Below are 22,141 nucleotides of genomic sequence, written 5' to 3' on the forward strand. Positions count from 1 at the left end.
TCAGGCGGCCTGTCGCAACGGGGCCCAGGCGAAGTCCGGATAGTATTGAAGCATCATCCGATCGACATAGGCCGTGAGATTGCCGAAATGTTCGGTGCGCTCGCGCAACTGCGAGGTGAAGAACGGCGTCAGAATTCCGGCCAGCGCGCCGAACGCGGTGGCATCGGTACCGCACGGCGTGTCCCCCATCAAATACGGCTTGTCGCCAAGCTGGACCGACAGCGCAAACAACGAGCGGATCGCAAGATCGATGTCCTCGTCCGGGGCGTGGCGGCCAAGACCGCTCAACAGATAGTTCTCTGCAACGCGGAATTGCGCATCCTCGCGGAGTTTTTCCCGGACATGCTCGGGTGTACCGTCGAAGAAATGCGTCGGCCCTTTGGCAAAGTTATCGGGATCGATCCAGCGGGCTCCGACCAGCGCCCAATAGATGTGATGTTCGATCATTCGTTCGAACGCCCAGGCTTGCGCACGCGCCTGCAGGCTGAGCGGCGCGTCGAAGTCGAAGCCGTATTTGCCTTCGATATGCGCGCGAATGAAGGTGGAATCGGCAACACGATCCGCTTCATCGACAATATAGGGCAGTTGTCCCTTGGGGGAGGCCGGCGGCATCGCCTTCTCCTTGCGATAGGCAAGGCCGGCCATCCTGAGCTGGACTTCCGTCTTGGTCACAAAAGGGCTGATTTCCGGCAGGCCGAATCCGGCGCCGAAGCCATACAGGGTGATCACGTCCGCTCTCCCGATTTCTTGCCCGATCTCTTGCCGGATTTCTTGAACAGGCGTTTCAGACTAGCCATCCCCTGCTGCCACCGTGGTGTCAGCAGCGGCGACATTGCCGTCCAGAGATCGAGGCCGTACAGAATCATCATGGACAAAATCCTCTTGGTTGGAGTGTTGTCGCGGTATACTGACCCCCTGCTGCCAACATGCTGTCAGCATCGGACGGCGGCCGCTAAAACACACAAACGAGACGCTGCATGAGACGCGCCGACCGGTTGTTCCAGATCATTCAGGTGCTCCGCCGCACCGCCAAACCGCTGACGGCAGATGCGATCGCGGCCGAGCTTGAGACCTCGAAGCGGACGATCTACCGCGACATCGCGACCCTGATCGGACAGCGCGTGCCGATCCGCGGCGAGGCCGGCATGGGCTATATTCTGGAGAAGGGATTCGACCTGCCGCCGCTGATGCTCACCCCTGACGAGATCGAGGCGGCCGTGCTCGGCGCGCAATGGGTCTCGGGGCATGCCGATCCAGCGCTATCCCGTGCCGCGCAGGACCTGATTGCGAAAATCGCCGACACCGTTCCCGAACGGCTGAGACCTTTCGTGCTTGAACCCGCCAGCCGCGCCCGCCCGGGCTGGCAGGGTGAACCCGACCGCATCGACATGGCACGGACCCGGGCGCAGATTCATGAAGGGAAAAAAATCACGCTGCGCTATCGCGACGAACACGGCCGCGACAGCGAGCGCACGATCTGGCCGGTCGCCATCGGCTATCACGAGGCGGTGCGGATTCTGGCGGCATGGTGCGAACTGCGCCGGGACTTTCGCAGCTTCCGGACCGACCGCGTCGTGGACGCCGCCTATCTTGAGGAGAAATATCCCGAGCGGCGCGACCTGCTGAGGGCCAAATGGCGCAGGAGTCTGGTGTGGGAAGCTCCCAAGGATACCTGACGGCAGGAACCCCGATGGCAAGAACCGTGATAGCCCCGCGCCTCATTCCGCGCTAAGCCGCACGCATGGAACAGGGACACCCCGCCATCGACACTGAAAGCCCGTGCCAGGCTTGCGGCGCGTGCTGTTCGTATTCATCGAACTGGCCGCGGTTCACCACCGAGGACGATGCGGCGCTGGAACTGATCCCGGAAAAATTCGTCAACGATAGATTGTCGGGCATGCGCTGCGACGGCGAACGGTGCTCGGCACTATCAGGCGAGATCGGCATCGCGACCTCGTGCGGAATTTATGCCGTCCGCCCCGAAGTCTGCCGGACCTGCATGCCCGGCGATTCCGAATGCACCATGGCACGGCGCCGGCACGGGCTGCCGGCACTGGGCGTGGCGTAGAATAGTAAAAAACGGTCGGCTTACAGGCCGGCGAACAATTACGCCGTAACGGCCTGCGTGAGGTTTTCGTCGTCAAGCTCATCTTCGACCGGCGAGAACGTGCTCAGCGGCTTGGTCGAGAGCGTGATCGGCTTGCGATTGCTGTAGGACGATGACGGCGGGGTGCGGGTGGCCGGCGCTTCGCGGGAGAGCGCATAGAGGGTGGAACCGACGCGCCCGCCCAGCTGGATCAGTTCGCGCTCGCTGCAGCTTGCCGCGATCGCCAGCGCCAGCGAGTGCAGGTGGCTTCTGCGATAGCAAAACAACGCCAGCATGGCCCGGACATCGGAAGAGACGCTCTCGACCAGCCGGGGCAGGCCGTTTTCGTTGGCGCGGTACATTTCGCCAAGCAATTCATCCCGGACCGGGCAGAAATCGTTTTCATAGGCATCGCGGCTGGAAAACATGTGCAATCTCCCTTTCGGGAAGATGCAACGCAAGTCTCTAACGAAAGGTTAACCACGGGTCCCGGTAATCCAACGGGCCCCTTGAGCAGGCCAGCCGAATCAGACAGGTGCGGGCGCCGTCGTCATGGCCTGGAGTCCGTTTGCCGTCATCCACGCGGCCACCGCCCGGCCGATCGCCGGGCCGGAGTCTTCCTGGATGAAGTGCGACCCCGGCACCGTTACCTCGGTCTGGTTTTTCCAGCTCCGGCAGAAATCCCGCGACGCACCGGTCAGGATCGCGCCGGGCTCGGCGTTGACGAACAGCTTGGGCATGGCGCTTTCGGCCATCCATTGCGAATAGGCCTGCGCGATCTGCACCACATCGGCGGGCTCGCCTGCTATCGGGATCTGCCGCGGCCAGGTCAGCGTCGGCCAGCGATCCTCGCGCTGGATGAAGGGCCGGCGATATTCCGCCATCTCGGGCTCGGTCAGTTTCCGCAACACCGAGCCCGGCAGCACCCGCTCAACGAACATGTTGCGGTCGAGGATCATCGCCTCGCCCTTGTCGGAGCGAAACCCCTGGAAGATCGGCGTGGCAGCGGCACTCCATTGGTCCCAGGAGGCGATCGGCCGCACGATCGCTTCCATGTAGGCGATGCCACGGACACGATTACGGTGACGGTTGGCCCAGTCGAAACCGAGCGCCGAGCCCCAGTCGTGCACCACGAGCACGACGGGCTCGGTCCGGCCGATCACCGCATCGATGAAGCCGTCGAGATAGTCCCGGTGGGTCGTAAAGCGATAGGTGTCAGGACCGGGATTTGGCAGCTTGGCGGAATCACCCATCCCGATCAGATCCGACGCGATCAGCCGGCCGCATCCTTGCAGTTCGGGAATGACGTCGCGCCACAGATAGGACGAGGTCGGGTTGCCGTGCAAAAAAAGCACCGGCGCCCCCTCGCCGCGCTCGTGATAGGCCATGCGCGCGCCCAGCACATCGACGGTCTTTTTGGTGAGCGGCGTTTCGGTCATTTGGGTGAAGCCGGCGCGATCAATTCGCCGCCATGAAGATCGACAGGCCGAAGCCGGTGAGATGGTGCAGCGCCTGGTCGACCCCGATCAGTGTCCAGAACCAAGGGTTCTCTACCGTCACGTCGAACGTGGAGGAGCAAAGGCCCTTGGCGCGATCGACCGTGATATGAATCGCAAAATCGATGAAAGCGACGAACCAAAATCGCGGCGCGATGATCAGGATCAGCGCCAGCGACAGCGCCAGGTGCACGAGACAATGCGCCAGCAAGGGCAGCGCCCAGCCGGTCTTTTGATCCTTGCCGAGCGCCATCCAGGAACTCTGCAGCACGAAATCGGCGATGATATGCTTGAACGTCAGGACAAGCATCCACCCGACCAGCGCGGCAACCGGAACCGACGACGACATGGAGGGTAACGACAAAGCTGACGCCTTCGCTGGACTGACTTTGAACGGCACGAGGAGAACGGGAATCTAGGCTGTCAGCGTACTCAAATCCGGATAATTCGACCTGTATCGGCCATTTATGACACCTCCCGAACCGGAATGCACCTGTTGGGAACCGGAAAAACTTCGGGTGTGGCCGAACGGCGATAGCCGCCGCAATGGTCCTATGCAGGCCGCGGGAGAGCTTGGTTTGCGGACCGTCGGGGCGCGGATATGGTCGAAACCGGAAAATTACCGTTCTTTTTGAGATATTTACGATCCCGCTTGGGTGGCCCTGGGAGCCCGCATGGCGAAGCGCCCCCAAAATGGGGAATTTGCCTCGACAGAGCGCGCAAGCCCTATTCTGCCGCTTGCTCCAGATGCGGCGCGGTCCGCGATCGGCATGCTCGACATCGCCGGGTAGCTTGACGACCACATGCTTCCGAACGCGACCACATTGGTCATCGCGCTGACGATGACCGCCCGGGTCAGCGTCGATCGCAGCAGGTCGCCGCAAGATGTTTCATTAAAGATCATTCACGATATCGCGGCAGCAACCTCGACCGGCATCGTGGTCGCCGTGCTGCGAATCTCCGGCGCAATCGAGATTTCATCCGCGGCTTCGTTCTTTCAAAAGATTAATCGGCCGAACAGGACCTTGTAATGTGCGTGCTCCATATTGGCGCCAAGGGGAATCCTGGACTCAATCATGGAGATGCCATCATGGACCATCAATCGAATATCCCGCCTCACGCCCCGCGCAAAATTCTGAAACCTCGCCGGCTCGCACTGCTGGCTTCAGTAACCGGGCTCAGCATGGCCGTGCTGCTGGTCGGGCCGGGCGGATACCGGCCGTCCAATCTTCCGTCATGGGGCGCATCGGCGCAGGCCGCCGAGATGACGCAGAACCCGGCGGGATTCGGCGACCTCGTCGCCAGGGTCAAACCGGCCGTGATATCGGTCCGCGTCAAGATCGACGACAACGGCGACAACGCAGCGATCCTGCAGCGAAACGATCAGGACGGCGATTCCGGTCAATCCACTACACCGTTTGACCAGTTTTCGCGGCAGTTCGGCTTCCGCATTCCCAACGGAATGCCCGAGCGCCATCAGGTCATCACCGGTGAGGGCTCCGGCTTTTTCATCTCGCCGGACGGCTATGCCGTCACCAATAACCATGTCGTCGACCATGCCAAGTCCGTGCAGGTGACGGCGGACGATGGCACCATCTATACGGCCAAGGTCGTCGGCACCGACAAGAAGACCGATCTTGCGCTGATCAAGGTCGACGGCAAGAAGGACTTCAGTTACGTCAAGTTCGCCGACCAGCCGCCGCGCGTCGGTGACTGGGTGGTCGCCGTCGGCAATCCGTTCGGCCTCGGCGGCACCGTCACGGCCGGAATCGTTTCTGCCCGCGGCCGCGACATCGGCGCGGGACCTTATGACGATTACGTCCAGATCGACGCCCCGATCAACAAGGGCAATTCGGGCGGCCCTGCCTTCGACATGAACGGCAACGTCATCGGCGTCAACACCGTGATCTTCTCGCCCTCGGGCGGCTCGGTCGGGATCGGCTTCGACATTCCGGCCGGCACCGCGAAGCTCGTGGTGGCTCAACTCAAGGATAAGGGCTACGTCACCCGCGGCTGGCTCGGCGTGCAGGTGCAGGCGGTCACGGCGGATATCGCCAGCAGTCTCGGCATGAAGCAGGCCCGAGGCGCGCTCGTGGACAATCCGCAGGATAACAGTCCGGCGGCCAAGGCCGGCATCGAGGCCGGCGACGTCATCACCGCGGTTAACGGCGCCCCGGTCAAGGACTCCCGCGATCTGGCCCGCAACATCAGCATGATGTCGCCCGGAAACTCGGTGAAGCTCGATGTCCTGCGCAATGGCGAAGCGAAATCGATGACGCTGACCCTTGGTGAAATGCCGAACGACCGTCAGGCCAATGCGGAAGACGGGCAGTCCAAAACCGCCGCCGAAACGCCCCATCTCGGCCTGCGGCTCGCACCGGCAAGCGAGGTCGAAGGCTCGGGCCAGAGAGGCGTGGTCGTAACTGCCGTCGATCCGGAAGGGCCGGCGGCCGAGCATGGCTTCCAGGCCGGCGATGTCATTCTGGACGTTGGCGGCAAGGCGGTCGCAAATCCGGGCGACGTCCGGGCGGCGCTCAAGGAAGCCGATGCCAAAGGCACGCACAGCGTTTTGATGCGGGTGAAAACGGCAGATGCGACCCGGTTCGTCGCGATACCCCTGGCCAGGGGGTGATGCGAGCCGCGGCCTGACCAACCATCATGTCAGCATCGATCAACAAGGGGACCGGATTCCCATCCGGTCCCCTTGTGACATTACAGAGAGAACAAAACCATCGACGTTCACCCCGCCGCAACATTGCCGCCTGCGGAGGTTACCCGCGCCCTGATCTCATCAATCTTCCGCTTCAGCGCTACCTGCCGCGGATCTGGCATCGCGGCGGCACGCGCCTCGGCGACCGCGCCGGCAAGATCGGCCAGCGGCAGTGCACCATTGAAGGTCGGCTTGGCGAGGTTGTCGATCATCAGATGCCAGTCGGCGAGCCCCAGCCGGTGGGCATCGCCGTAGCCTTGCACCATGGTCGCGGTTTGCACGATCGCAGATGCAGCCGCCGGCTGTTTGGTGAGGCTGCGCTCGATCATGCGCAGCCAGCGTTCGACCCAGGCCCGCTCATCGTCATAGCGCACCGAAAATAGCCGCCATCGCCGCAGCGATGCTTCGACCTTCAGGCGGCGAAGACGGCGGAAGGAGCCTTTGACATGAGGGGCAAAGTGGCGTTTTGACAGGGATTATAGCCAATCCCGGTCGAAACGCCGGTTGCGGCGCGCCGCAAAAAGCCGGATTTTGTGACCCGGCGATAACGCTGTTTTCGGGCTGTCGTTGACGGCCTGCCGCCACCCGGGCACTTTGTCGGAGAAGCTGCGGGCAACTTTCCGCAGCCGGCCTTTTTCATCGACGGGCACCGCCGCGCAATGTCCAAGCCGCTTGTTTTCCCCGCTTTGGAGCAATTTGTGGCCGCAACGAACGGCCGCAACATGACCAGGGCGGCCTATGTCGCCGTCACGTCCGGCGTCGCCCTGATGATCCTGCTCACGGTCGATCCGGCCTATGAGGCGGCGCATCACTGGGTCGATGCGCTGTTGTGGGCCTGCCTGGCTTTCTTCGTGTTCGAATGGGTGGTCCGGCTTCGCCACGCCTTTGCAGCACAACGCACCTGGGCATACGCGTTATCGATCCGCGGGTTCGTGGACGCGATTGCGGCTGCCGCGGTACCGGTTGCCATGGTCCTTGGCACCCACCCCAAAACGGCCTGGCTGCTGGGCGTATTCTGGATGCTCAAGGTGGTCCCGGGAATTCCGGGACTGCGGCAATTGCGCCGGGTGCTGGTGCTGGAATCCGGGCCGCTGTTGAGCGTGCTGGTGATTTTCCTGATGGTGTTGTTCCTGGCTTCGGTGGCGGTGTATTATCTGGAACGCGACGCCCAGCCGGTCGCCTTCGGCAGCGTGCCGGCGGCCTTGTGGTGGGCGGTCGCAACGCTGACCACCACGGGATATGGCGACGTGGTGCCGATCACGCCGCTCGGCCGGCTGGTCGCGGCCGTCGTGATGATCTGCGGCCTCGGCGTGTTCGGTCTCTGGACCGGTATTCTCGCCACCGGCTTTGCCGCGGAAACCCGCCGCGACAATTTTCTCAAGACCTGGGAGTCGGTCAGCAAGGTGCCGTTCTTCGCAGCCCTTGGTCCAGCGGCGATCGCCGACGTGACGCATATGCTGCGCACCATGGATCTGCCAGCCCGCACCACGATCATCCGCAAGGGCCAGACCGGCGACTGCATGTATTTCATCGCCGCCGGCGAAGTCGAGGTCGACCTGCCCGGCAAGAAGGTGCCATTGGGCGAAGGCGCGTTCTTTGGCGAGATGGCGCTGCTCGGCAACAATCTGCGCTCCGCCAGCATCACCACCACGCGCGTGTCGAAGCTGTTGGTTCTCGATCTGGTGGACTTCCGCATGCTGATGGCGCGCCATCCCGATCTCGCCCAGACCATCGACGCCGAGGCCAAGCGGCGCGCGCAAGAAAATAACTGACAATGGAGAGAACCATGCCGGAAGCGGCCGAGGCGGCGAGCACGCCGGTATTCGAGCTCGACGGCGCGCGCGCCACCATCCGCCTCAACCGGCCGAAGCATCTCAACCGGCTGCAGCCCGACGATCTCGATGCACTCCTGAAACTGTTCGACCGGATCGAAGCCGATCCCGCGATCCGGGTGCTGGTGCTGACCGGCACCGGTCGCGCCTTCAGCGCCGGCTACGACCTCAACTCGGTCGCCGAACGCGCCACCGGCGCGGTGGAAGAGAAAAGCGCAGGCTCGGCGTTTGAAGTCGTCGCCAACCGGCTCGAGGATCTCAGCGTTCCCACCATCTGCCGGCTCAATGGCGGGGTCTATGGCGGCTCGACCGACCTGGCGCTGGCCTGCGATTTCCGAATCGGCATCGACACCTGCGAAATGTTCATGCCGGCGGCAAGGCTCGGGCTGCATTACTACAAGAGCGGCATCCGGCGTTACGTTTCGCGGCTCGGCGCCGACAACGCCAAGAAACTGTTCCTCACCGCGCAGAAGATCGACGCGCGCGAAATGCTGCGGATCGGCTATCTCACCGCGATGGCGCCTCCCGAGACGTTCGACGCCGAGGTCGATGAACTCGCAGGCATTCTCGCCGGCAATGCGCCGCTGGCGATGCGCGGCATGAAGCGCGCGATCAACGAATTTGCCCGCGGCAAGCTCGATGAAGAGGCCGCCGACCGGCGCGCCCGAGACAGCATGCACAGCGCCGAGATCAAGGAAGGCATCAAGGCGTTTGCCGAGAAACGTCCGCCGAAATTTTGATCGACGCAAGCGTCCCTTCTCTTACCTCTCCCCGCGAAGCGCGGGGCGAGGGAGCGGGGCGATGCAAGCTTCCGCGCGACACTACGCGTCGACAAACGTGACCGTCTCCGCAATGCTCGCGCGCGAAGTCCTGTAGCTGTTGGCCTTGTGGTCGCGGTCGGGAAAACCGAACGAAATGCCGCACACCACCCGACGGTCGTCGCCGAGACCGAAATGCTTCCGTACCAGTTCGGAATGAAACGCCAGCGCCGCCTGCGGTATGGTAGCCAGTCCGAGCGCCTGCGCGGCCAGCATGAAGCTCGTGACATAGCCGCCGCAATCGATCGCGCCGTAAACGCCAAGCGCCTCGTCGGTATGCACGATGGCGACATGCGGCGCACCGAAGAAATTGAAGTTCTGCAGCGCCTGCCTGGCGTACGCCGCCTTGTCGCCGCGCGGAATGCCCAGCGAGTTGTAAAGCTGAAAGCCGCTTTCGCGCCGCCGCTCCAGATAGATACCGCGATATTCGCGCGGAAACGGAAAGTCACCCGAATTCGGCTTGCCGCTGCTGGCGGCGCCGTAGATCGCATCCCGGAATTTCCTGGTCGCGGCACCCGAGGCGATTTCAAGCCGCCACGGCTGGCTGTTGCACCATGAGGCGGTCTTTTGCGCCGCCGTCAGGACGCGCTCGATGGTGGCGCGCGGCACCGGATCGGGCCGGAACGCGCGGCAGGAATATCGTTCGCCGAGCAACTCCTCCAGCACCCCGATCCGCTCCTCGACGCTGTGCCGGCTGACCGGCGCCTTTGTGGCCGCATCCGCCATGTTCATCGCCCTTTGGTCGGGATCTTGTTGAACGGCACATCCTTGTCGACCCGGATGTCGCCGGGCAGTCCGAGCACACGCTCGGCGATGATGTTGCGCAGGATTTCATCGGTGCCGCCGGCAATACGCATCGACGGCGAGCTCAGCAGCATCTGCTGGAACTGGCCGCTGGCCTGCTGTTCCGCGGCACCCGTCAGGACGCCGGCGGCGCCTTCCAGATCCATCGCATGCATCGCGATATCCTGCAGCATCGATCCCGCGACCAGCTTGCCGATCGAATTTTCCGGACCCGGACGCTCGCCTTTGGACAGCGCCGAGATCGCACGGTAGCTGGTGTATTTCAGCCCGCTCGCCTTCACCGCCCAACTGGCGAGCTTCGAACGGGTGGCGCGATCGTCGATCGCAAGCCCGTCCTCCGTCATCAGGTTGGTGCAGAAATCGAACATCTCGGGAAAGCCGGTCGCCAGCCGCGCGCCGATCGACATCCGCTCGTTCATCAGCGTGGTCAGTGACACGTTCCAGCCGTCGCCCACCGCGCCGAGACGCTGGCTGTCCGGAATGATGACGTCGGTAAAATAGACCTCGTTGAATTCCTGCATGCCGTTGGCCTGCTTGATCGGACGCACTTCGACACCCGGGCTCTTCATGTCGAGAAAGAACATCGTCAATCCCTTGTGCTTGGGCACATTGGGGTCGGTGCGGGTGATCAGCAGGCCGTAGTCGGAATAGTGCGCGCCGGAAGTCCAGATTTTCTGGCCGTTGACGATCCAGTTGTCGCCCTTCTTCTCGGCGCGCGTGCGAAGGCCTGCGACGTCCGATCCGCCGGCCGGCTCCGAAAACAACTGGCACCAGATCTGCTCGCCGGAGGCGAGCTTCGGCAGATAATGGCGTTTGTGCTGTTCGCTGCCGTAGGCCATCACGGTCGGCCCGCACATGCCCTCGCCGATCTGGAACGGCTGCGTCAGCTTGCCGTAAACGCCTTCTTCCTGCTGCCAGATCACCCGCTCGATCGGGGTGGCGCCGCGCCCGCCATATTCCTTGGGCCAGTGCAGGCAGGCCCAGCCGGCGGCGGCTTTCTTCTTTTGCCAGGCCTTGCCGACCTCGACGATTTCCTCCTTCTGCAGCCGGATGCGGCCAAGCGAGGCCTTCGACAGTTCGGCCTCGTATTGCTTGGGCGCGTTGGCATCGACCCATCGGCGGGCCTCGGCGCGGAACGCGGCTTCCTGCGGGGTGTCATCGAAATTCATGGCGAACCTCTCGTTTGAATTCTCGTATCTCTCTCGCCCTCATGGTGAGGAGGCGCTCTTGCGCCGTCTCGAACCATGAGCTTGCTCCATCCTTCGAGACGCCGCTCTTCGCGCGGCTCCTCAAGATGAGCCGGTGCTTATTCCCGTCCCTTCGTCGGTATCCTGTTGAACGGAACGTCCTTGTCGACCCTGATATCGCCGGGCAGGCCGAGCACGCGTTCGGCGATGATGTTGCGCATGATCTCGTCGGTGCCGCCTTCGACGCGGGTGCCGGGCGCACGCAGCAGCATCGCCTGAAATTTTCCGGCGGCTTCCGCATCCTCCGGTCCGCTCAGCACGCCGGCCGCGCCCTGCAGATCGAGCGCATAGGCCGCGACATCCTGGACCATCGAACCCGCGACCAGCTTGCCGATCGAATTCTCCGGTCCTGGACGCTCGCCCTTCGACAGCGCCGAGATCGCGCGCATGCTGGTGTATTTCAGCCCGCTTGCCTTCACCGCCCAGTTGGCGAGTTTCGAGCGCACGCCGCGGTCGTCGATTGCCGGGCCATCTTCCAGCATCAGGTTGCTGCAAAACTCGAACAGCTCCGGGAAGCCGGTCGCAACCCCGGCGCCGATCGACATGCGTTCGTTCATCAGCGTGGTCAGCGACACGTTCCAGCCGTCATTGACTTCGCCGAGCCGTTGCGCGTCGGGAATCCGGACATCGGTAAAATAGACTTCGTTGAAGTCGGACTGGCCGTTGGCCTGCTTGATCGGCTTGATCTCGACGCCGGGGCTTTTCATGTCCAGGAAGAACATGGTGAGTCCCTTGTGCTTGGCCACATTGGGATCGGTGCGCGTCAGCAGGATGCCGTAGTCGGAATAATGCGCTCCCGAAGTCCAGATCTTCTGGCCGTTGATGATCCAGTCGTCGCCCTTTTTCTCGGCGCGGGTGCGAAGTCCGGCGACATCGGATCCCCCTGCGGGTTCGGAAAACAACTGGCACCAGATCTTTTCACCCGAGGCCAGCGGCGGCAGGTATTTTCGTTTCTGGTCTTCGCCGGCGAAGGCCATCATGGTCGGCCCGCACATGCCGTGGCCGATGATGAACATGCCGCTGAGCTTGCCGAAAGCGCCCTCCTCCTGTTGCCAGATCACGCGCTCGATCGGCGTAGCGCCGCGCCCGCCGTATTCCTTCGGCCAGTGCAGGCAGGCCCAGCCGGCATCGGCCTTTTTCTTCTGCCAGGCTTTCGCGACCTCGAGGATGTTGGCGCCCTTAAGCTGGGTGCGGCCGAGCGAGGATTTGCGCAAATCCTCCTCATATTGCTTGGGCGCATTCGCCGCGATCCAGGCCCTCGCCTCGCTGCGGAACGCGGCCTCCTGCGGAGTGTCGTCGAAGTTCATTCGCGTGTCCTTACGCCGCGTTTCGTTTGCGCATCCGGTCGATCAGCGCGTCTTCCCAATAAGACAGGCTGCCGAGCGTCAGCGCGGTCGCGTTGGCGCGCCGGTAGTACATATGGCAGTCGAATTCCCAGGTGAAGCCCATCCCGCCGTGGACCTGGATGTTGTTCTTGGCGCAATGCTGGAACGCCTGCGTCGCGCTGATCCGGGCCGAGGCGGCGGCTTCCGGCAATTCGGAGGCGTTGGTCGAGAGCGCCCAGGCGCCGTAATAGCAATTCGAGCGCGCCAACGTCGCCGAGACATACATGTCGGCCAGCATATGCTTCACCGCCTGGAACGAGCCGATCGGCCGCCCGAAGGCGATGCGGTCGAGCGCATAGTCGCGGCCCATTTCCAGCGCGCGGTCGGCGCCGCCGACCTGCTCGAACGCCATCAAGACCGCAGCGCGGTCGAGCACCTGCGACAGGATGCTCCAGCCTTCATTGGCCGGGCCGAGCGGCTCGGCCTTGCAGTTCTTGAAAGTGAGTTCGGCCTGGCCGCGCGAGGGATCGACATTGGTCAATGTTTTGGCTTCGACGCCATCGGCCTTCATGTCGACCAGGAACAGCGAGACATCGGTCTCGCGTCCGCTCGATCCGGTGCGCGCGGCGACGATGGCAAAATCCGCGATCGCGCCGTCAGGCACCGGCTTCTTGACGCCGTTGAGGCTGCCGCCGGAGGCCGAGAGCTTGATCGCCTGCGGCGACGGATTGCCGTTGCCTTCGAATAGCGCCAGCGTGCCGATCGCGCCACCCGACGCGATCAAAGGCAGCCATTTCTGCTGCTGCGACTCGCTGCCCGCGAGCAAAACCGCTTCCGCCGCCAGATACACCGTCGACGAAAACGGCACCGGCGCCAATGCGCGGCCCATCTCCTCGGCGACTACGCAGAGCTCCAGATGGCCCGCACCCGCGCCGCCGAATTTTTCCGGGATCGCGACGCCGAGAAAGCCCATCTCGGCGAGGCCCTTCCACAATTCGCGGTCGTAGGCTTCCTTGCCGTCAAGCACGGTGCGCACCGCCTTGGGCGGACATTTCTCGGCGAGATATTTGCGAGCCTCGTCGCGCAGCTGCTTCTGGTCGTCGGAGAAATCGAAATTCATGGCGGGATACTACCTTTGCTTGACCGGTCAGCGGTTGAACCGAACTACCTTGGCGCCATGCGGATGGCGCCGTCGAGGCGGATGGTCTCGCCGTTGAGCATCGCGTTCTCCACGATGTGCACCGCGAGGTTGCCGTATTCGGCGGCATCGCCAAGCCGCGCCGGATGTGGCACCTGCGCGCCGAGGCTCTTGCGCGCTTCCTCGTTCAGCCCCATCAACAGCGGCGTCAGGAACAGGCCCGGCGCGATGGTGTTGACGCGTATCTTCTGGCTGGCGAGGTCGCGCGCCGCGGGAAGGGTCAGACCGACCACGCCGCCCTTCGAGGCGGCGTAGGCGATCTGGCCGATCTGGCCTTCATAGGCCGCGACGCTGGCGGTGTTGATGATGACGCCGCGCTCTTCGCCGATCGGCTCCGCCGTCACCAGGCGTTCGGCAAACAGCCGCAGGCAGTTGAAGGTGCCGATCAGGTTGACGTTGATGATGCGCACGAATTTCGCCAGCGGATAGACGCCATCCTTGCCGACGATGCGCTGCGAGCCGCCGATGCCGGCGCAGTTCATCAGCACGCGGGCGACGCCGTGGGAGGCTTCCGCCTTCGCAATCCCCTCCTTGACCTGCTCTTCACTGGTCACGTCGGCGTGGATGGCAACGCCCTTTACCTCGGCCGCGACCTTTTCGGCATTCTCCTTGCTCTGGTCGAGCACGGCGATTTTCGCACCCTTGGCAGCCATGGCGCGCGCGGTGGCGGCGCCAAGACCGGAGCCCCCGCCCGTGATGAGAACGGCAACATCTTTCAACTGCATGGATCAATCCCTCCCTTTGAACTTTTCTTCTGTACGACGAATGACGCGTAGCCAATGGATCAAGGAAACGCCGTACCTATTCGCTATTCGCCACTCGCCCCTTCAACATTCCTCCGCAAATCAGCGCTTCCATGTGCCGGATATATTGCCGGCAGACTTCGTCGGTGACGGGACCGACGCCGATCGCGCGCGACATCGCGTGCCGTCCGAAAAACAGATGGTCGCAGGCGCCGATCAGGCTGGTGTAGAACAGCACCGGATCGATGTTGCGGAATTCGCCGGCTTTGATGCCTTCCGCCAGCAGGCGGCGGTGGAAATCCAATAGCGGCGCCACAAAGAACTTCGATACCTCGTCGGCGGCCCCGGTGCTGCTTTCATGCAGCAGATAATGGATCAGCCGGTTCATATAGGGGAACTGGCGATAGGCCCGGATGATGCCAGCGATATGAAGCCTCAGTTTTTCGGTCGGCGTGATCGGCTGCGCCAGCAGATATTCCAGATGCGACACTTCGGTGGCAGCATCGCGTGCCAGCAAGGCCAGCAGCAGCCCGTCCTTGTTGCCGAAATGGTATTTCACCAGCGCCGAGTTGACGCCGGATTTCTGCGCGATGTCGCTCAAGGACACCTCGATCGAGTTACGCTCGATCATCAATTCGCTCGCCGCGATCAGCAATTTCTCCGCGGTGGAATTCTTGCCGCCCGGAAGCCTGCTCGGTACGCTGGTATTCAACTGCGTCATGCACAATCCGACTGGGACAGGCGCGCAGATAACCCGATGCGCAAGCCGTACTCAAGAGTTAATTGATTGATTGACTAAAACCTGCCTCAGCCCTTAAATCCGGCCCATCATTTCCAGTCCGAACCCAAGAACAATCAGGGAGAACGCACATGGCCGAGGCTTATATCGTCGCCGCCGCCCGCACCGCCGGCGGCCGCAAGGGAGGACGCCTCGCAGGATGGCACCCGGCCGATCTCGCCGCTTCCGTGCTGGATTCGCTGGTCGAGCGTTCGGGCGCCAATCCCGACCAGATCGAAGACGTCATCATGGGTTGCGTGATGCAGGCCGGCGAGCAGTCCAACAACATCGCGCGCAATGCGATCATGGCATCGAAACTGCCCGAAAGCGTGCCCGGCACCTCGATCGACCGCCAATGCGGCTCGTCGCAGCAGGCGCTGCATTTCGCGGCCCAGGCGGTCATGTCCGGGACCATGGATGTCGTGATCGCCGCCGGCGTCGAATCGATGACGCGGGTGCCGATGGGACTTGCCTCATCGCTGCCGGCGAAAAACGGTTTCGGCCACTACAAGAGCCCGAACATCGAGAAGCGCTATCCCAACATCCAGTTCAGCCAGTTCACCGGCGCCGAAATGATGGCGGAGAAATACGGTCTCTCCAAAGACGAACTCGATACCTACGCCTATCAAAGCCACCAGCGTGCGATCGCCGCCACCCAGGCCGGCAAGTTCAGGGACGAGATCATTCCGCTGCAGATCACTCGCGCGGACGGTTCGACCGACACCCATCACATCGATGAAGGCATTCGTTTCGACGCCAGCCTCGAGGGCATCCGCAACGTCAAGCTGATCGCCGAGAACGGTAAGCTCACCGCCGCCAGCGCCAGCCAGATCTGCGACGGCGCCTCCGGCGTGATGGTCGTCAACGAGAAGGGGCTGAAGTCGCTCGGCATCGCGCCAATGGCGCGGATCCATCACATGACCATGATGGGCGGCGATCCCGTGATCATGCTGGAGGCTCCGCTTCCGGCCACCGAGCGTGCGCTGAAGAAGGCCGGCATGTCGATCGGCGACATTGACCTGTTCGAGGTCAACGAGGCCTTTGCCTCGGTGCCGACGGCGTGGCTGAAGACCACCGGCGCCGATCCTTCACGTCTCAACGTCAACGGCGGCGCCATTGCGCTCGGTCATCCGCTCGGCGGCTCCGGCACCAAGCTGATGACGACGCTGGTTCACGCGCTCAAGCAGCGCAACAAGCGCTACGGGTTGCAGACCATGTGCGAAGGCGGCGGCATGGCCAATGTGACGATCGTGGAAAGACTGTAGGCGGCACAGTCAAACGGGTGTCGTCCCCGGCCTCTTTCCTTCTCCCCTTGCGGGAGAGGGGAAGAAGGGAGGCGCCCCGATCAACAAAGCGGCGAACTGGATGACTGAACCCCTCCCCGACATCCCGCTCCCCTCCACCATCCGCGCGCGCTTCGTCGAGAGCATCAACGGCCTGCGCATGCATGTGCTGGAAGCCGGCTACGAGACGCGCGGCCGGCCTTGCATCCTGCTGCTGCATGGTTTTCCCGAACTGGCCTATAGCTGGCGCAAGGTGATGCCGCGGTTGGCGGCAGCGGGCTATCACGTGATCGCGCCGGACCAGCGCGGCTACGGCCGCACCACCGGCTGGGATGGAAATTACGACGGCAACCTCAACTCGTTCCGGCTGCTTAATCTGGTCCGCGACGCGCTGGGCCTTGTCGCTGCGTTCGGCTATCGCAGCGTGGATGCCGTGGTCGGCCATGATTTCGGCAGTTCGGTCGCCGCCTGGTGCGCGCTGGTGCGGCCGGATGTATTTCGATCGGTCGCACTGATGAGCGCACCGTTTGCGGGGCCGCCGCCGCTGCCCTTCAACACAGCGGACGCGCCGTTCCAGCCCAAACCCGAAGACCCCGTGCATCGCGAGCTTGCGGCGCTGCCGCGTCCGCGCAAGCATTATCAATGGTATTACTCGACCCGTGAGGCCGATGCCGACATGCATCGCGCACGGCAAGGCGTGCATGATTTCCTGCGCGCCTATTACCATCACAAGAGCGCGGACTGGAAGGACAACAAGCCTTATCCGCTCAAAGGCTGGACCGCGGGCGAGTTGGCAAAACTGCCGACCTATTACGTAATGGATCTGGCCAGGAACATGGCCGAGACCGTCGCCGAGGAAATGCCGTCGGCCGCCGCGATCGCCACCAACCAATGGCTGCCCGACCGCGAACTGGCGGTCTATAGCGCCGAATATACCCGCAATGGATTCCAGGGCGGGCTGCAATGGTATCGCTGCGGCACTTCGGGTGCGTTCACCGCCGAACTCGAAACTTATTCGGGCCGCAGCATCAACGTGCCGTCCTGTTTCATCTCGGGCAAGCAGGACTGGGGAACCTACCAGCGCCCCGGCGTCTACGAGGCGATGCAGTCGACCGCCTGTACCCGGATGATCGGCTGTCATCTGGTCGATGGCGCCGGACATTGGGTGCAACAGGAGCAGCCCGAGCAGGTGAGCCGGTTGCTCATTTCGTTCCTGCAGCAAGCCCACGCGCGCGGTCGAATGGATTTGACCTCCTGACCATGCCTGCCTATATTTAGAACTATTCTAAATTGATAAAAAGGCATCGTCGTGAAGAATTTCGCCGATTTGACCGAGCGCGAAGTGCTGGCGGTTGCGATCTCCTCGGAAGAAGAAGACAGCCGGATCTACATGACGTTCGCGGAAGATCTCGCAGGACGCTATCCGGAGTCGGCCAAGATATTCGAGGAGATGGCGGAGGAGGAAACTGGCCATCGCCACCGGTTGCTGGAACTCTATCAGGAGCGTTTCGGCAAGAACCTTCCGCCGATTCGACGGGACAATGTGCGGGGATTTTTGCGCCGCCGCCCGATCTGGCTGACCAAGAACCTGTCGCTCGACACCATCCGCAAGGAAGTCGGCACGATGGAGTTCGAAGCCGAGCGATTCTATGTCAAGGCCGCCGAGCAAACCCAGGATGTCGGCGTTCGCAGGCTACTCGGCGATTTGGCGGAAGCGGAAAAAGGCCACGAGAAAGTCGCGGCCAGACTGACCGATCAGATCCTCAGTCCGGACGTGCGTGCCGAGGAGGACAAAACCCGCCGGCGCGTGTTCGTGCTGCAATATGTGCAGCCGGGTCTCGCCGGATTGATGGATGGATCGGTGTCGACGCTGGCGCCGCTGTTCGCCGCGGCCTTTGCGACCCATCAGAACTGGCAGACATTCCTGGTCGGCCTCGCCGCCTCGATCGGCGCCGGCATCAGCATGGGTTTTGCGGAAGCGCTGTCCGACGATGGATCGCTGACCGGGCGCGGTTCGCCGTGGCTGCGCGGAGCGGCCAGCGGCGTGATGACGGCGCTTGGCGGTCTCGGTCACTCCATGCCCTATCTGGTACCCGACTCCTGGGCCAATGCGTTCTGGATCGCGACCACGATTGCCGGCGTCGTGGTGTTCTTCGAATTATGGGCCATCGCCTATATTCGCGCGCGGTACATGGACACACCGTTCCTGCAGGCGGTGTTCCAGATCGTGCTCGGCGGCGTCATCGTGCTCGCCGTCGGCATTCTCATCGGGGCGGCGTAGGCGCACGCCGGAACGATCATGAAACCTTCCAGGCACGCTATGCGGTGTCAGCTCTGCCTGCTGGCCGGGGCGGCTTTGCCGGTCGCGCTGGCGCAACCGGCGAAGGCCACCGACGAAATCCAGGTCTACAATGCCGACATCGCGGCACCCGGTCAGTTCACGATCCAGCAGCATCTCAACTATGTTGCGGTCGGGCTCAAGGATCCGCCGTTTCCAGGCGGCCTCGTCTCCAATCACAGCATCAACGGGACGCCGGAATTCGCTTACGGCGTCACCGACTGGTGGGAGGTCGGACTATACTTGCCCTTCGCCATCCAGGACCGGCAATTCCTGTCGGACTCCTTCAAGCTGCGGAGCCTGTTTGTCTCGCCCAACGCCGCGCAGCGCAGTTTTTTCTATGGCGTCAACTTCGAATTCAGCAACACGACGCCGAAATTCTCGCAATCAAGATTTGGGCTGGAGATACGGCCGATTATCGGCATCCGCAACGCGGACTACGAATTTATCGTTAACCCGATCGTGGACATCAGCTTCGGAAAATATGGCGAGGCCGACTTTACGCCCGCAGCACGCCTGGCGCGAAAGCTCGTCCCGGATTTGTCGGTGGGTCTGGAGTATTATGCCGACTTCGGCGAAATCGGGCACTTCGCCAAGCTGGTCGATCAACAGCACACGCTATTCGCGGTGACCGATTTCAAGCTCGGCGTCTTTGACGTGAATTTCGGCGTTGGCTACGGCTTGACGCCGGCCTCCGATCGCTTCGTCATCAAGACGATCGTGGGATACGCGTTCCCGGTGCCCAGCGCTAATCCCGCCGCAGGCGACCGCGCCGCCGCCGGACCCGTCAATCCGATGGCGCGCCCCTCGTCACGGCTCGCTCAACCCTGACGGAACGTGTATTACGCGCCGAGCTGTCCGACGCCCTCGGAACAAACCCCGCTCATACAGCTTAGAGAACCTCATGACCGATCGTTTGCAATACGGCACCACCGCGAAGGTATTCCACTGGCTCAGTGTGGCGCTTCTGCTCGTGCAATATCTGATCGGCTGGCTAATGCCGGACATTCATCGCGGCTTGAAACCCGGTGCGCCCATGACCTTGCATATCTCGTCTGGAATCCTGATCCTGCTGCTCATCGTTTTCCGGTTTGCATGGCGGCTCACGCACCCCGTTGCCCCGGAGAGTTCGCTTCCGCCGTGGCAGCGGATGAGTTCGGAAGCCATTCATTGGCTGCTCTATGCGTTGGTATTGGCCACGACCGTCACCGGCTGGGTGTTCGCGTCGTTTCGCGGCTGGGGAGTGTCATTCTTCTATCTTTTCCCGCTGCCGATGCTGGGTTCGGAAAATGCGGCGGCCGGCGAATCGATCGACGGCCTGCATCAGGCGATGGAATGGGCGTTGCTGGCGGTGATCGGCCTCCATGCGGCGACGGCGCTGGTCCACATCTTCATCTACCGCGACCGCATCATGCAGCGGATGCTGCCGGGATAGCGGTCCTCCGCCCGCAATAGCCGTCTGGCGGCGACCGCCAGAACGGGGCATCATCTATCGCAAGCAGACGGGAAGCGGGACAAACGCCTTTGGCCAAATCGCAATGGAGCTTCAAGACGGCGACTGAATTGTTGGCAGCGCTGGCGGCAAGGAAAGTATCGGCAGTGGAGCTGGCGCAGGACGCGATCGGCCGCATCGAGCGCCACGATTCCAAAATCAATGCGGTCTGCGTTCGAGATTTCGCACGTGGTCTCGACGCCGCCCGTGCCGCCGACGCGGCCCGCGCGCGCGGCGAAAGCAAACCGCTGCTCGGCATCCCGATAACGGTGAAGGAATCCTACAACGTCGCCGGCTTGCCGACGACCTGGGGCTTCCCGGAGCACAAGGATTTCATCGCTTCCGAAGACGCGTTGTCGATCTCCCGCGTCAAGGACGCCGGCGGCGTCATCCTCGGCAAGACCAACGTGCCGGTGGGACTCGCCGACTGGCAGAGCTACAACGATATCTACGGCACCACCAATAACCCGTTCGACCTCGGCCGTACGCCCGGCGGCTCCTCCGGCGGATCGTCGGCTGCGCTCGCGGCGGGCTATGGGGCGCTGTCGCTCGGCTCCGATATCGGCGGCTCGTTGCGGGTGCCGGCGTTTCACTGCGGCGTTTATGCGCACAAACCGACGTTCAACCTCATCGCGGTCCGCGGCCACATCGCACCGCAGATGCCGCCGCTGCCGTTCGACCGCGACCTCGCCGTTATCGGACCGATGGCGCGCGGCGCGGCCGATCTCTCTCTGTTGCTGGACACCATCGCAGGACCTGATCCGCTGGACGCAGGCAAAGGCTACACGCTCGCACTGCCGCCATCGCGCCACAGTGCACTGAAAGATTTTCGTGTGCTGCTCATTGATACCGATCCGGTGATGCCGACCGACAAAGTCGTGCGTGGAAGCCTCAACACGCTGGCCGCCAATCTCGACAAGACGGGCGTCAAGGTAGATCGTCAGAGTCCGCTACTGCCGGACTTCGCCGCCTCGTCACGGCTCTATATGCGGATGCTCATGTCGTTCACCGGCGCTTTTTTCCCACCCGAGGTCTATGCGGGCGTAAAGGCCGCGGCGGAGGCGTTGCCCGCCGAAGCCATGAGCCTTGCCGCCGAGCGCCTGCGCGGCATCGCGCTTAGCCACCGCGACTGGGTCGTCGCCGACGGCGGGCGCGCACGCCTGCGGGCGCAGTGGCGCGAACTGTTCAAGAACTACGACGCGGTGATCTGCCCGATCATGCCGACGCCGGCCTATCCGCACGACCATTCGGCGGACCAGGAAACCCGCCGCATCGACATCGACGGCAGGGGATATCCATATCCCGATCAACTGGCATGGCCCGGCATCGCCACCTTGCCCGGCCTGCCGGCGACCGCGATACCGATCGGCCTGTCGCCGGGAGGCCTGCCGGTCGGCGTGCAGATTGTCGGTCCGTGGCTGGAAGATCGCACGCCGTTGAAGCTGGCCGAACTGATCGAGCGCGAATTCGGCGGGTTTGTGCCACCGCCGATGTTCGATGATTAGTGCGCGTCATTCCGGGGCAGCCCGCACGCCTGAACCCGGAATGCATAATTTACTACACGAAATTCCGGGTTCGCGCTAACGCGCGCCCCGCAATGACGAAGAAAGAAAAATCCATGAGCAACGACATCGACGAACTGACGAAGCTCAATCGCGATTACGTCGCCTCGGTGCAGAATTCGGACGTCAAACGCTTCGACGAAATTCTGGCGCAGGATTTCTATTGCTCGAATCCCGACAAGTCTCTGGTCGACCGCGCCGGTTTTCTCAAGCAGACCGCAATCCCCGTGACGATCAGGAATCTCGTCGCCGATGAAGTCAAGATTCGCGTGATGGGCGACTTCGCCATCATCCACGCACGCACCAGCTATACGACCCCGGACGGAAAGCCGGCCTCGGGCCGTTACACCGACTGCTGGGCCAGGCAGAACGGCCGCTGGCTGGCGGTATCGGCGCATGTTTCGCGGTAGCCTGTCATTGCCGGGCTTG

General features: G+C 62.8%; 24 protein-coding genes and 1 pseudogene. 13 read left to right on the forward strand and 12 right to left on the reverse strand.

Annotated elements, in window-relative coordinates:
• A complete protein-coding gene (locus E7813_RS11365) occupies positions 1-729 on the reverse strand; it encodes a glutathione S-transferase family protein (RefSeq protein WP_291573850.1) in 729 nt (242 codons plus the stop codon).
• Positions 726-869, reverse strand: a complete 144-nt coding sequence (locus E7813_RS11370) for a hypothetical protein (protein ID WP_291573852.1) — start codon at positions 867-869, stop codon at positions 726-728. Before E7813_RS11370 ends, E7813_RS11365 begins: the two co-directional genes overlap by 4 nt.
• A 108-nt stretch (positions 870-977) precedes the next feature.
• Between E7813_RS11370 and E7813_RS11375 the strand changes: the two genes are divergently transcribed.
• Both E7813_RS11375 and E7813_RS11380 read left to right on the forward strand, forming a co-directional pair.
• On the forward strand, positions 978-1,676 hold the full coding sequence (locus tag E7813_RS11375; protein WP_291573854.1) for a YafY family protein: 699 nt from the start codon (positions 978-980) through the stop codon (positions 1,674-1,676).
• Between the two features lie 65 nt (positions 1,677-1,741).
• Positions 1,742-2,068, forward strand: a complete 327-nt coding sequence (locus E7813_RS11380; protein WP_291573881.1) for a YkgJ family cysteine cluster protein — start codon at positions 1,742-1,744, stop codon at positions 2,066-2,068.
• 38 nt (positions 2,069-2,106) lie between these two features.
• Here the strand turns inward: E7813_RS11380 and E7813_RS11385 are convergent, their stop codons facing one another.
• The 3 genes from E7813_RS11385 to E7813_RS11395 all read right to left on the reverse strand — a co-directional run bounded on the left by E7813_RS11385 (position 2,107) and on the right by E7813_RS11395 (position 3,892).
• Positions 2,107-2,514 carry a hypothetical protein gene (locus tag E7813_RS11385; RefSeq protein WP_291573885.1) on the reverse strand — a complete coding sequence of 136 codons (408 nt, stop codon included), beginning with the start codon at positions 2,512-2,514 and terminating at the stop codon, positions 2,107-2,109.
• A gap of 99 nt (positions 2,515-2,613) precedes the next feature.
• Positions 2,614-3,525: a haloalkane dehalogenase gene (locus E7813_RS11390; protein WP_291573888.1), complete on the reverse strand. Its 912-nt coding sequence runs from the start codon at positions 3,523-3,525 to the stop codon at positions 2,614-2,616.
• A gap of 19 nt (positions 3,526-3,544) precedes the next feature.
• Positions 3,545-3,892: a DUF3307 domain-containing protein gene (locus E7813_RS11395; RefSeq protein ID WP_291573974.1), complete on the reverse strand. Its 348-nt coding sequence runs from the start codon at positions 3,890-3,892 to the stop codon at positions 3,545-3,547.
• Positions 3,893-4,385: 493 nt separating this feature from the next.
• On the opposite strand from E7813_RS11395, the gene E7813_RS11400 reads away from it, so the two are divergent.
• The gene (locus E7813_RS11400; protein ID WP_291573890.1) at positions 4,386-4,613 is read left to right on the forward strand and encodes a hypothetical protein; all 228 of its coding nucleotides are present in this window, start codon (positions 4,386-4,388) and stop codon (positions 4,611-4,613) included.
• 59 nt (positions 4,614-4,672) lie between these two features.
• Positions 4,673-6,214 (forward strand): Do family serine endopeptidase, encoded by a 1,542-nt coding sequence (locus E7813_RS11405; RefSeq protein WP_291573891.1) that lies wholly within the window; start codon positions 4,673-4,675, stop codon positions 6,212-6,214.
• A 107-nt stretch (positions 6,215-6,321) separates the two neighbouring features.
• On the opposite strand, the pseudogene E7813_RS11410 reads toward E7813_RS11405, so the two are convergent.
• Positions 6,322-6,726, reverse strand: a pseudogene (locus tag E7813_RS11410) (DUF6537 domain-containing protein); the annotation flags it as partial.
• Between the two features lie 225 nt (positions 6,727-6,951).
• On the opposite strand from E7813_RS11410, the gene E7813_RS11415 reads away from it, so the two are divergent.
• Positions 6,952-8,064: a cyclic nucleotide-gated ion channel gene (locus E7813_RS11415; RefSeq protein WP_291573892.1), complete on the forward strand. Its 1,113-nt coding sequence runs from the start codon at positions 6,952-6,954 to the stop codon at positions 8,062-8,064.
• 14 nt (positions 8,065-8,078) lie between these two features.
• Entirely contained in the window at positions 8,079-8,864 is a 786-nt protein-coding gene (locus E7813_RS11420) for an enoyl-CoA hydratase/isomerase family protein (RefSeq protein WP_291573894.1), read from the forward strand.
• Between the two features lie 81 nt (positions 8,865-8,945).
• Here the strand turns inward: E7813_RS11420 and E7813_RS11425 are convergent, their stop codons facing one another.
• The 6 genes from E7813_RS11425 to E7813_RS11450 all read right to left on the reverse strand — a co-directional run bounded on the left by E7813_RS11425 (position 8,946) and on the right by E7813_RS11450 (position 14,980).
• The gene (locus E7813_RS11425) at positions 8,946-9,668 is read right to left on the reverse strand and encodes a nitroreductase (RefSeq protein WP_291573897.1); all 723 of its coding nucleotides are present in this window, start codon (positions 9,666-9,668) and stop codon (positions 8,946-8,948) included.
• Positions 9,669-9,670: 2 nt separating this feature from the next.
• Positions 9,671-10,915 (reverse strand): acyl-CoA dehydrogenase, encoded by a 1,245-nt coding sequence (locus E7813_RS11430; protein ID WP_291573899.1) that lies wholly within the window; start codon positions 10,913-10,915, stop codon positions 9,671-9,673.
• 137 nt (positions 10,916-11,052) lie between these two features.
• The gene (locus E7813_RS11435) at positions 11,053-12,300 is read right to left on the reverse strand and encodes an acyl-CoA dehydrogenase (protein WP_291573900.1); all 1,248 of its coding nucleotides are present in this window, start codon (positions 12,298-12,300) and stop codon (positions 11,053-11,055) included.
• A gap of 10 nt (positions 12,301-12,310) precedes the next feature.
• Positions 12,311-13,438: an acyl-CoA dehydrogenase family protein gene (locus E7813_RS11440; RefSeq protein ID WP_291573902.1), complete on the reverse strand. Its 1,128-nt coding sequence runs from the start codon at positions 13,436-13,438 to the stop codon at positions 12,311-12,313.
• Positions 13,439-13,482: 44 nt separating this feature from the next.
• Positions 13,483-14,241, reverse strand: a complete 759-nt coding sequence (locus tag E7813_RS11445; protein ID WP_291573905.1) for an SDR family NAD(P)-dependent oxidoreductase — start codon at positions 14,239-14,241, stop codon at positions 13,483-13,485.
• A gap of 76 nt (positions 14,242-14,317) precedes the next feature.
• Positions 14,318-14,980 (reverse strand): TetR family transcriptional regulator, encoded by a 663-nt coding sequence (locus E7813_RS11450; protein ID WP_291573907.1) that lies wholly within the window; start codon positions 14,978-14,980, stop codon positions 14,318-14,320.
• A 149-nt stretch (positions 14,981-15,129) separates the two neighbouring features.
• Between E7813_RS11450 and E7813_RS11455 the strand changes: the two genes are divergently transcribed.
• The 7 genes from E7813_RS11455 to E7813_RS11485 all read left to right on the forward strand — a co-directional run bounded on the left by E7813_RS11455 (position 15,130) and on the right by E7813_RS11485 (position 22,122).
• Positions 15,130-16,302, forward strand: a complete 1,173-nt coding sequence (locus E7813_RS11455; protein ID WP_291573909.1) for an acetyl-CoA C-acetyltransferase — start codon at positions 15,130-15,132, stop codon at positions 16,300-16,302.
• Between the two features lie 100 nt (positions 16,303-16,402).
• On the forward strand, positions 16,403-17,578 hold the full coding sequence (locus E7813_RS11460; RefSeq protein WP_291573910.1) for an alpha/beta hydrolase: 1,176 nt from the start codon (positions 16,403-16,405) through the stop codon (positions 17,576-17,578).
• Positions 17,579-17,629: 51 nt separating this feature from the next.
• Complete coding sequence (gene mbfA, locus E7813_RS11465) at positions 17,630-18,601, forward strand: iron exporter MbfA (protein ID WP_291573912.1); 972 nt, start codon at positions 17,630-17,632, stop codon at positions 18,599-18,601.
• Between the two features lie 18 nt (positions 18,602-18,619).
• Complete coding sequence (locus E7813_RS11470; RefSeq protein WP_291573914.1) at positions 18,620-19,489, forward strand: hypothetical protein; 870 nt, start codon at positions 18,620-18,622, stop codon at positions 19,487-19,489.
• Between the two features lie 73 nt (positions 19,490-19,562).
• Positions 19,563-20,093 carry a cytochrome b gene (locus E7813_RS11475; RefSeq protein WP_291573916.1) on the forward strand — a complete coding sequence of 177 codons (531 nt, stop codon included), beginning with the start codon at positions 19,563-19,565 and terminating at the stop codon, positions 20,091-20,093.
• Positions 20,094-20,182: 89 nt separating this feature from the next.
• Positions 20,183-21,655: an amidase gene (locus tag E7813_RS11480; RefSeq protein ID WP_291573918.1), complete on the forward strand. Its 1,473-nt coding sequence runs from the start codon at positions 20,183-20,185 to the stop codon at positions 21,653-21,655.
• 113 nt (positions 21,656-21,768) lie between these two features.
• Positions 21,769-22,122 carry a nuclear transport factor 2 family protein gene (locus tag E7813_RS11485; RefSeq protein ID WP_291573919.1) on the forward strand — a complete coding sequence of 118 codons (354 nt, stop codon included), beginning with the start codon at positions 21,769-21,771 and terminating at the stop codon, positions 22,120-22,122.
• The last annotated feature ends 19 nt before the right edge of the window (positions 22,123-22,141 follow it).

It is taken from the genome of Bradyrhizobium sp., assembly GCF_004799405.1.
Classification (GTDB): Bacteria; Pseudomonadota; Alphaproteobacteria; order Rhizobiales; family Xanthobacteraceae; genus Bradyrhizobium.